Origin of the sequence: Corallococcus llansteffanensis (assembly GCF_003612055.1) — a bacterium.
GTDB lineage: Bacteria > Myxococcota > Myxococcia > Myxococcales > Myxococcaceae > Corallococcus > Corallococcus llansteffanensis.
This window is the reverse complement of record NZ_RAWB01000392.1, coordinates 1-9,437: the sequence shown is the minus strand read 5'-3', so window position 1 is coordinate 9,437 and position 9,437 is coordinate 1. Positions and strand designations below refer to the sequence as shown.

At 71.1% G+C, this 9,437-nt stretch carries 7 protein-coding genes and 2 pseudogenes; 8 read left to right on the top strand and 1 reads right to left on the bottom strand.

Annotated features, from left to right (window positions below; all coding sequences use genetic code 11):
• Both D7V93_RS29440 and D7V93_RS29435 read left to right on the top strand, forming a co-directional pair.
• Nucleotides 1-181 (top strand): annotated as a pseudogene (locus tag D7V93_RS29440) (1-deoxy-D-xylulose-5-phosphate synthase); the annotation flags it as partial.
• Entirely contained in the window at nucleotides 178-918 is a 741-nt protein-coding gene (locus D7V93_RS29435) for a TlyA family RNA methyltransferase (protein ID WP_120646546.1), read from the top strand. The pseudogene D7V93_RS29440 and the gene D7V93_RS29435, both read left to right, overlap by 4 nt.
• Before the next feature lie 12 nt (nucleotides 919-930).
• On the opposite strand, the gene D7V93_RS29430 is transcribed toward D7V93_RS29435, so the two are convergent.
• On the bottom strand, nucleotides 931-2,487 hold the full coding sequence (locus tag D7V93_RS29430; protein WP_120646545.1) for a hypothetical protein: 1,557 nt from the start codon (nucleotides 2,485-2,487) through the stop codon (nucleotides 931-933).
• A 459-nt stretch (nucleotides 2,488-2,946) separates the two neighbouring features.
• Between D7V93_RS29430 and D7V93_RS29425 the strand changes: the two genes are divergently transcribed.
• The 6 genes and pseudogenes from D7V93_RS29425 to bacP all read left to right on the top strand — a co-directional run.
• Nucleotides 2,947-5,448: an ATP-binding protein gene (locus D7V93_RS29425; protein ID WP_120646544.1), complete on the top strand. Its 2,502-nt coding sequence runs from the start codon at nucleotides 2,947-2,949 to the stop codon at nucleotides 5,446-5,448.
• Between the two features lie 57 nt (nucleotides 5,449-5,505).
• A complete protein-coding gene (locus tag D7V93_RS29420; RefSeq protein ID WP_372338356.1) occupies nucleotides 5,506-7,383 on the top strand; it encodes a tetratricopeptide repeat protein in 1,878 nt (625 codons plus the stop codon).
• Between the two features lie 13 nt (nucleotides 7,384-7,396).
• On the top strand, nucleotides 7,397-8,236 hold the full coding sequence (locus D7V93_RS29415) for an alpha/beta hydrolase (protein WP_120646543.1): 840 nt from the start codon (nucleotides 7,397-7,399) through the stop codon (nucleotides 8,234-8,236).
• Nucleotides 8,237-8,290: 54 nt separating this feature from the next.
• Complete coding sequence (gene bacN / locus D7V93_RS29410; protein WP_120612003.1) at nucleotides 8,291-8,632, top strand: bactofilin BacN; 342 nt, start codon at nucleotides 8,291-8,293, stop codon at nucleotides 8,630-8,632.
• Between the two features lie 63 nt (nucleotides 8,633-8,695).
• Nucleotides 8,696-9,019 (top strand): bactofilin family protein, encoded by a 324-nt coding sequence (locus tag D7V93_RS29405; RefSeq protein ID WP_120530631.1) that lies wholly within the window; start codon nucleotides 8,696-8,698, stop codon nucleotides 9,017-9,019.
• A 3-nt stretch (nucleotides 9,020-9,022) separates the two neighbouring features.
• Nucleotides 9,023-9,437, top strand: a pseudogene (bacP, locus tag D7V93_RS29400) (bactofilin BacP); the annotation flags it as partial.

Here is a 9,437-nt window from a genome sequence, read left to right as displayed (position 1 = left end):
GGGCAGCGCGGTGCTGGAGCTGTACGCGGCCGCGGGCGTCGGTCCCCGGGTGAAGCTGCTGGGCATGCCAGACGTGTTCCTGCCGCACGGGGACGCGCGCGTGCAGCGCACCCAGTTGGGACTGGACGCGGCGGGCCTGCGGCGCGCGGGCCGGGCGCTGCTCGGAGAGGAGGCCCGGTGAAGTCGAAGAAGGAGCGGCTGGACGTGCTGGTGGTGGAGCGGGGGCTCGCCGAGTCGCGCACCAAGGCCCAGGCGCTCATCCTCGCGGGCCAGGTGGTGGTGGGCGACCAGCGCGTGGACAAGCCCGGCGCGCAGGTGCTGGTGGAGTCCGAATTGCGCCTCAAGGGCGAGGTGCTGCCGTACGTGTCGCGCGGCGGCCTGAAGCTCAAGGCGGCCATGGACCGCTTCGGCCTGGACGTGACGGGCCGGGTGGGCGCGGACATTGGCGCAAGCACCGGCGGCTTCACCGACTGCCTGCTCCAGCACGGCGCGGTGCGGGTGCACGCCATCGACGTGGGCTATGGCCAGCTCCACGAGAAGCTGCGCACGGATCCGCGCGTGCGCTCGCGCGAGCGGGTGAACGCGCGCTACCTCACCGAGGAGGACCTGCCGGAGAAGGTGGGCGTGGTCGTCATCGACGTGAGCTTCATCTCGCTCACCCAGGTGCTGCCGTCGGTGCTGACGTTCCTGTCGCCCGGGGGACTGCTGGTGGCCCTGGTGAAGCCCCAGTTCGAGGTGGGGCCGGACCGGGTGGGCAAGGGCGGCGTGGTGCGCGATGCGGCCGCGCGGCAGGACGCCATCGACACCGTGACGGCGTTCGTGCGCGCGCAGGGCCTCACCGTGCGCGGGGTGATGGACTCGCCCGTGCCCGGGCCCGCCGGCAACGTGGAAGCGCTCCTCGTCGCCGACCGGCCCTGACGGCGTCCCCCTTTACGGGAGGACCTTGCGGTAGTCGGCCAGGGGCAGGGCCTGGACCAGGGTGTTGCCCAGCCGCATCCACAGACGGTTTCCGTTGTCCACGGAGCACGACAGGCTGCTGGAGATTTCATAGCGGAACAGCTCCCCCTTCTCGGCGGAGTCCACCGCGACGATCTCCTGGGGCATGGCGCCTTCCACGGCGGGGCCGTTGAGCAGGTAGAACTCGGGGCTGGTGGCCCGGCCCAGCTGCACCTGGAGGATGCGCAGGACGCCCGAGGCCTCCACCGGCTTGCCGTCCTTGTTCTTGATGGCGCCAGTCTCCGCGTCCAGGAACCACACGCTCTGCGCGCCGATGGCCGCCACGCGTGAACCGGCCGCGAACGGGAGGATGAACTGGAGCTGCGCGGGCAGGTTGCCGCTGGTCCACTTGAGCGCGCCACCCTCGCAGCCGGGCAGGTCCGTCTTGCAGGCCTGGACGCGCGACTGGCCGCTGCCGAAGGGGAAGCCCAGATAGAGAATCGAGCCGTCCGGGCTGAACGACGCGAGCGGGGGCGACTCGAACGTGCCGTTGTAGTCCAGGATGACGCGCTCGCTCACCAGGCCCAGGGTGCCGGTGCCGTTGGCGTCCAGCCGTCCGACGACGATCTGTAGCACGTTCGACTGCGTGACGTCCGCCTGCTTCACGAAGGCCACGAGCACGTCGGAGCCCCTCTGGATGGGCGGCGCGATGAGCGGCCACTCGGAGGGGAAGGTCCACTTCACGGTGCCGTTGTTGGACGTGTGGCTCAGCCGGGACACGAAGCTGTCGTCGTCGGCGATGAGCGCGTCGCCGTTGTCCATCATGGAGAGGTTGGCCAGCGTGTACGTCGACTTCGTGCGCCCGCTGAGCGTGAAGTCACTCTTCACGGCCACCGCGCCCAAGCCGGGGGTCCAGACCCAGCGCTTGTCGCTGACCGGGCTCACGTCCGTGTAGACGGTGTAGGGGCTGCACGGCAGGCCCATCTCCACGCTCTTCAGGAGGGCGCCGGTGGCGTCCACGCGGAACAGCGTGCCGATGCCCGTCGTGGGGTTGCCACACCCGACGAAGTTCACGGACGTGCCGCTGCCTTCCGCGATGAAGAAGTCCGTCACCACCTGGCCATTCGGGTCCGGGTCCTTCACCAGCTTCGTCACCGGCAGGAACTTGGTGGCCGCGGGCTGCGACACGTTGGTGCGGCCGTCCGAACAGGTGGCCTTGGCGTTGAGCGCCAGATCCACCGCGATACCCCGCGTGTACTTGATCTCGTTCGGGGCGATCTCGAAGTCCATCGAGCCGCTGGTGTAGGGCACCGTCTTGATGAACGTGTCCCGGTCGTAGATGGCCAGCTGCGACACCGCGTCACACCCGGACACGATGACCCGGATCTTCAGGGTGGGCGCCGCCGCGTTGGGCTCGGGGACGTTCAGCGTCACCTGCGGCGGATCCGGCGTGGGCGGCGGCTTCGGGTCGCCACAGGCGGTGAGGATGGAGACGGAAAGCGTGGCCACCAGGGCCCGCGGCACCAGCAGGCGCGGAAGAGCGAAGTGCATGGTTTCACACTCTACCCCCTCCCGGAGGAAGCGGGCGTCCCCCCGGACCGCCGAAATCCCACCACCGGGGCCCTTCCAGCCCGATTCCTGATCGCGAACCACAGCCGACCGCCCCGCCTGCTTCCAGGCAAGCATGGGTAGACGGTATGGGAAGAAAGTCACAGCCCTGGTGTTCCGGCGAAGGATCTGACCTTACTCCTCCCCAGGAGCAACGGACCCTCATCCTCACGGTCACCGGATCGTCACGCGCGCGCGGAATCCAGGGCGTGAACGTCGGGCCGGGGTATACGTCGCGCCTTTTCTCTTACCTTCTCACTCGGAGAGGACCGTCCATCTGCTGGCCCGCGGACGGGTTAGACGGCATGATCCGGAATCGACCATGACCCCCTACGCACCCAACGGGTATTCGCAGAGCTGTTCCCTGTCCGGGCGGGGCGGAGGCATGCCGTGAGGATCGAAATGCTGTCCGAGCAGCGGGGTCGGGTGCTGGTGCTCGCGGCGAAGGCCGCGGGTGACGCGCTGGTGGAGCGGCTGACGGCGAGCGGCTACCAGTGCGCGTCCACGGAGCGGGAGAGCGGGCTGGAGGAGATGGTGGATCAGCTCCAGCCGGAGGTCGTCCTCCTGTCGGTGACGGCCAAGCGGGCGGCCGAGCTGCTGGAGACGGTCCGCAAGGTGGACAAGCTGAACCGGCTGCCGGTGCTGGTGGACCAGGGCCGCGCGCGCTCCGCGGAGGCCTTCAAGCGGCTGGCGGTGGACGACTTCGTGCGCGGCGCGGATGAGCTGGTGCCCCGGCTGGAGTCGGCCCTGCGGGCCTGGCGCTTCAAGGAGCGCGAGGAGCGCATCCGCCTGCGCATGGGGATGCTGCTGGAGATCACCCAGGCGGCCACGAGCTCCCTGGAGCTGGAGGAGATCCTCCGCATCGCGGTGGAGAAGGTGGGCCAGGTCACCGGCACGGACCGCTGCTCGGTGGTGCTGGTGGAGGGCAGCCATGCGCGCACGGCCACGGTCGTCGCGACGCAGGAGGACCCCAGCCTCGTCCAACTGGACATCGAGGTGGCGCGCTACCCGGAGCTGCGGCGCGCGCTGGAGACGCGCCAGCCGGTGTTGATTGAAGAGGCGCAGCGCGATCCGCTGATGGCGGAGGTGCGCACGTCGCTCTTGCCGCAGGGCGTGAAGTCCATCCTGGTGCAGCCGCTCATCTGCCAGGACGACCTGCTGGGCGCGCTCTTCCTGCGCGTGTCGCGGGGGGATGCGTCCATCGGGCGCGACGAGCAGGAGTTCGCGCAGGCGGTGGCGGGCGTGCTCGCCAACTCCATCCGCAACGCGCGCCTGCACACGGCGGTGAAGAAGAAGCGCGAGGACATGGAGCTGGCGTACGTGGAGCGCTACCGCGAGCTCAACGACGCGAACCGCCGCCTGAAGGAGTTGAACCGCCTGAAGGATGAGATCATCGCGGTGTGCAGCCACGACCTGCGCGCGCCGCTCCAGGTGCTGCTGGGCCACGGCCGGCTGCTGCTCGAAGGTCCGCTGGAGACCCAGCAGAAGCAGTCCGCGGAGGCGATGATCCGCCAGGGCCGGAAGATCCTGACCCTGGTCGAGTCCCTGCTGGAGAAGGGCAAGGGCGAGGCGGCCCGGCTGTCCATCGAGCCGCGGGTGCTGGACGTGGCGCAGCTGTGCCGCGACGCGGTGGGGGAGCTGGGGATCCTCGCCGAAGAGAAGGCCGTGGCGCTGCGCTCCGAGTGCCCCGACAGCCTGATGCTGATTGGCGACGAGGTGAAGCTGCACGAGGTGCTGCAGAACCTCATCAGCAACGCCATCCAGCACGCGAGCGAGACCGAGGGCGAGGTGGTGGTGCGCACGCAGCGGCTGTCGCGGCCGGACGGCGACGCGGTGCGCGTGATGGTGAGCGACAACGGGGTGGGCATCCCCCCGGACGAGCTGCACCTCGTGTTCGACCGCTACCGCCACGGCCCCAAGGGCACGGGGCTGGGGCTGGCCATCTGCAAGGAGTTCGTGGAGCTGCACGGCGGCGAAATCTGGGCGGAGAGCCCCACCGACGGCGGCTGCACCTTCGTCTTCACGCTGCCGCTGGCCCAGGAGGCCGCGCGCAACCCCCGGCCCCAGCCGACGGCCGGCGCCGCGCCCGAGCAGCCGCGCGTGCTGGTGGTGGAGGATGAGCCGGAGATCGCCGCGGTGCTGTCGGAGGTGCTGCGCTCGAAGTACCGCGTGGAGGTGGCGCGCGACGGCGCGGAGGGCCTGGCGAAGGCCCGGGCATCCCGGCCGGACCTGGTGGTGATGGACGTCTTCCTGCCCAAGCTGGACGGGCTTGATGCGGCCATGGCGCTCAAGTCCTCGTCGGACACGGCGCACATCCCCGTCATCCTGCTGTCCGCCCACCAGGGCGTGGCCGACAAGGTCCGCGCGCTCAACCTGGGCGCGGTGGACTACATGGCCAAGCCCTTCAACGCGGTGGAGCTGCTCAACCGCACCGAGCGGGCCCTCAAGCTGCGCCAGGGGGAGAAGGAGCAGCAGGACAAGTCGACCCCGCTCCAGAAGCGCACCGGCAGCGACCCCGCCACGGGACTGCACGACCGGCGCGGCCTGCTCCTGCGGCTGGAGCAGGAGGTCGCCCGGAGCCGGCGCTACCACCGCTCGCTCACGCTGGCGGTGCTCCGGCCGGATCGCTCCCTGGAGGCGCTGCCCTCCAACATGGCGGACGTGATGCGCAAGCGCGTGCGTCACCCGGACGCCATCGCCCACCTGGGGCAGGGCGTCTTCGCGGTCGTGCTGCCCGAGTGCAACGCGGACGCCGCGCGCACGGTCATCAACCGCCTGATGCCGGACGTGGAGAAGGTGACCTCCATCGAGTACCGCGCCGCCCTGGCGGACGTCAGCCAGGACAGCGACCCGGTGGAGAAGCTGCTGGAGAAGCTGGGCGCGCCGCCGCCCGAGCTCCTCTAGCCCTGGAGCGCCCCCCTGCGGAAAACGGGGGCGCTCCGCGCTACACTCGGCTCCCGCGTGCTCCCGCTCCTCACCCGTGCCTCCGTGCTGTGCCTCGCCCTGGCCACCGGAGGCGCGAGCGCCGCCACCCCCAGGACGCCGCCGGCCGCGCACATCGACCGCGAGGCGATGCGCGAGGCCATGGAGTCGGCGGCCCACGACGACCCGGCCGCGTCGTCCGCCAGCTACGCGCACTACCTCCAGTCCCGCCTGCTGCACCTGGAGGGCAACCACCGGGGCGCGGTGGACGAGCTGCGCCTGGCGCTGGCCACCGACGACGGCAACCCGCAGTTGCTCACCCAGCTGGGCGAGGAGTACGCGCGCCTGGGGGACCTCGGGCGCGCCGAGCGCGAGCTGCGCCGGGCGGTGGAGAAGGCCCCCACGTACCACCCCGCCCACGTGCTCCTGGGCCGGGTGCTGATGGAGTCCGGCAACCTCACGCGCGCCCGCCAGCACCTGCGCCGCGCGGTGGCGCTGCGCCCACGCGACCCGGAGGCCTACCTGGTGCTGTCGCAGCTGCACCTGGACGCGAAGGCGCCGGACGAAGCCGTGAAGGTGGTGGAGGCGCTCGCGCACGCGCTGCCCGGCGAGGCGTCCGGCTACCGGCGGCTGGGGCTCGCGCTGGCCGAGCGCGGCGACACGGCCCGCGCCGAGCGACTGCTCACGAAGGCCGCCGAGCGCGACCCGGGCGACGTGGAGGTGTGGTCCACGCTGGCCCGGCTGCACGAGGAGGCGGGGAGGGCGAAGGAGGCGGAGGACGCGCTGGCGCACGCGCTGGAGGCGGATCCGGACAGCCGGGAGGTGCTGCTGTCGGCGGGCCGGGCCGCGCTCAAGGGCGGCTCGGTGACGCGGGCCCGGGCGTACTTCGACCGGCTGCTGTCGCTGTCCTCGTCGCCGGAGCTCGCGGTGCGCGTGGCCTTCAGCTACCTCTCCGCGAACCAGTCCGCCGCCGCGGAGGCCGTGCTGGACGCCGCGCGGAAGGACAGCCCGGGCGAGCCCCGGCTGGCGTACTACGCGGGCCTCGTCGCGGAGCGGATGCGCCGCTTCTCCACCGCCGCCGCCGCCTTCGCGGACGTGCCCCAGGACGCGGAGGTGTTCCAGGACGCGCGCGTGCGGCGGGCCCGGTGCCTGTCCCTGTCGGGCGACCACGCCCGGGCGCTGGTGCTCTACCGCGCCGCCATGAAGGAGACGCCGGCCGACCTGGAGCTGCGCGTCGCCCATGCCCGGGCGCTGGAGCGCGGCGGCTCGCCCGCGAAGGCGGAAGCGTTGCTGCGCGAGTCCCTGGGAGGGGAGGGCGCGGCGATGGCGTACGAGGCGCTCGCCGCCCTGCTGGAGCGGCAGGGGCGCTCCGGGGAGGCGCTCACTCTGCTGCGCGACGCCGTGTCCCGCTCGCCGAAGGATCAGGACCTGCTCTTCTCCCTGGGCGCCGCGCTGGAGCGTCAGGGCGACGTGGCCGGAGCGCTGGCGCGCATGCGGACGGTGCTCATGGTGGCGCCGGACCACGCGGCGGCGATGAACTTCATCGGCTACCTGCTGGCCCAGCATGGCCGGGACCTGGACGAGGCGGAGCGGCTGGTTCGGCGCGCGCTGGCGCTCCGGCCCGACAGCGCGGCCTTCGTGGACTCGCTGGGGTGGGTGTACTTCCAGCGCGGCGAGGCCCGGAAGGCGGTGGAGCTGCTGGAGCGCGCGGTGGACCTGTCCCCCGACGAGCCCGCCATCCTGGAGCACCTGGGGGACGCCTACCTCAAAGCCGCCCGCGCCGCGGAGGCCGCCGCGTCCTGGAAGCGCGCGCTGGAGGTCCTCACCCTGGAGCCGGAGGCCGCCGAACCCGCCGGCCAGCGCACGGCCCTGGAGCGCAAGTTGAAGGCGCTACCCTCGCCCGCGGCGGGCCGCTAAGGTCCCGTCACCCATGGCCCGCCACGACGAAGGCTTCTTCACCGGCAAGGACAACACCCGCCTGTTCTGGACGCTGGACCTGCCGGACACGGGCACGCCCCGCGCGCACGTCGCCGTCGTCCACGGCTACGGCGACCACATCGGCCGCTACCGGCCCGTCATCGACGCGCTGGTGCGGGACGGCTTCGCGGTGCACGGCTTCGACTACCGGGGCCACGGCCGCGCCGACGGGCGCCGGGCCTACGCCAACAAGTGGACCGACTTCCTGGAGGACCTGGACGGCTTCTGGCAGCGCGTGCGCCGCGCCGCCGGCAACGACAAGATCTTCCTCCTGGCCCACAGCCACGGCGGCCTGATGGCCGTGCACGCCCTGGCCAAGGGGATGGAGGGCCTGAGCGGGGCCATCCTCTCCGCGCCCTACCTGAAGCTCGCCATCACCCCTCCGGCGGTGAAGGTCTTCGCCGCCCGCATGGTGGGCTCCGTGGTGCCGTGGCTGTCCGTCAGCTCCGGCCTCACCCCGGACATGCTCACCACCGACCCGGAGCAGCAGAAGGCGGTCGGGGAGGACCCGCTGTACGTGCCCTTCGCCACGCCGCGCTGGTTCGTGGAGTCCACGCTGGCGCAGGCCGAGGCGCTGCTCCTGGCGCCGAAGATTCAAGTGCCGCTGTTCGTGCTGTGCGGCCAGGAGGACGGGGTGGCGCTGCCCGCGGCGGCGCGAAGCTTCTTCGAAGCGGCGGTCACGGCGGACAAGAAGTTCAAGGAGTACCCCGGCATGCGGCACGAACCGCTCAACGAGCGGGACCGCTCCACGGTGTTCCAGGACATCTCCGGCTGGATCTCCGCGCATCTCTGACATAATCAGTCCGCCCCGCTCCGGATGGGAGCAGGCGCTGGCGAGGATCGCCTCATGGCACAGGGTGAAACGGGCATCATTGGCAAGGGCATCGTCATCAGGGGCAACCTCACGGGCGGAGGGGACCTGGTCATCGAGGGACGCGTGGAGGGGCAGATTGCCCTGAAGAACCACCTGACCATCGAGGGGACCGGCCGCGTGCAGGCGGACATCCGCGCCGAGGAGCTGACCATCAACGGTGAGGCGAGCGGCAACATCGATGCCTCCACGCGCGTGGCCATCAACGCTTCGGCGAAGGTGGCGGGCGACATCAAGGCGCCGCGCGTCGTCATCGAGGATGGGGCCGTGTTCAACGGCTCCATCGAGATGGACGTGAAGTTGCCGGACGACATCTAGCATCCACCGGGGTTCGTCCCACGAGCCCCCCAGTCGCAAGCTTCGACAAGGCGGACAACACTCATGGCGAATACGGTCATTGGTTCGAGCATCGTCATCGACGGGGAGATTTCCGGTGACGAGGTCCTGGTCATCCAGGGCACCGTGAAGGGCAAGATCTCCCTCAAGGAGAGCCTCTACGTGGAGGGCTCCGGCGTCGTCGAGGCGGACATCGAGACGCAGAACGTGGAGATCGCCGGCCGCGTGACGGGCAACATCGTCGCCAGCGACAAGGTGGAGCTGAAGACGGACTGCCGCGTCGTGGGCGACATCAAGGCCCCGCGCATCCTCATCGCCGACGGTGCCTCCTTCAAGGGCAACGTCGACATGGACATGAAGGAGCGCTGATCCGTGGCCACCGCCAAGGAGCTCGCAGGCAATACCGTCGACAACACCGTGGTGGGGCCGTCCATCCTCATCAGCGGTCGTCTCACGGGTGACGAGGACCTCACGGTCCGCGGGCGCGTCGAGGGCGAGCTGACCCTCAGCCGCACCCTCATCGTGGAGCCCTCGGGCGTGGTGAAGGCGAACGTGGCGGTGAAGAACGCCATCGTCAGCGGCGTGGTGGTGGGCAACATCAACGCCACCGAGAGCGTGGAGCTCACCCACGAGGGCCGCATGGTGGGCGACATCCGCGCCCCCCGCGTCATCATCGTGGACGGCGCCAGCTTCCGCGGCCGCGTGGACATGGGCGACGTGGAGCCGGGCCGGCTGCCGGCCGAGCGCCCCGCCGTGAACCGTCCGCAGGCCGCCACGCGCCCCACGG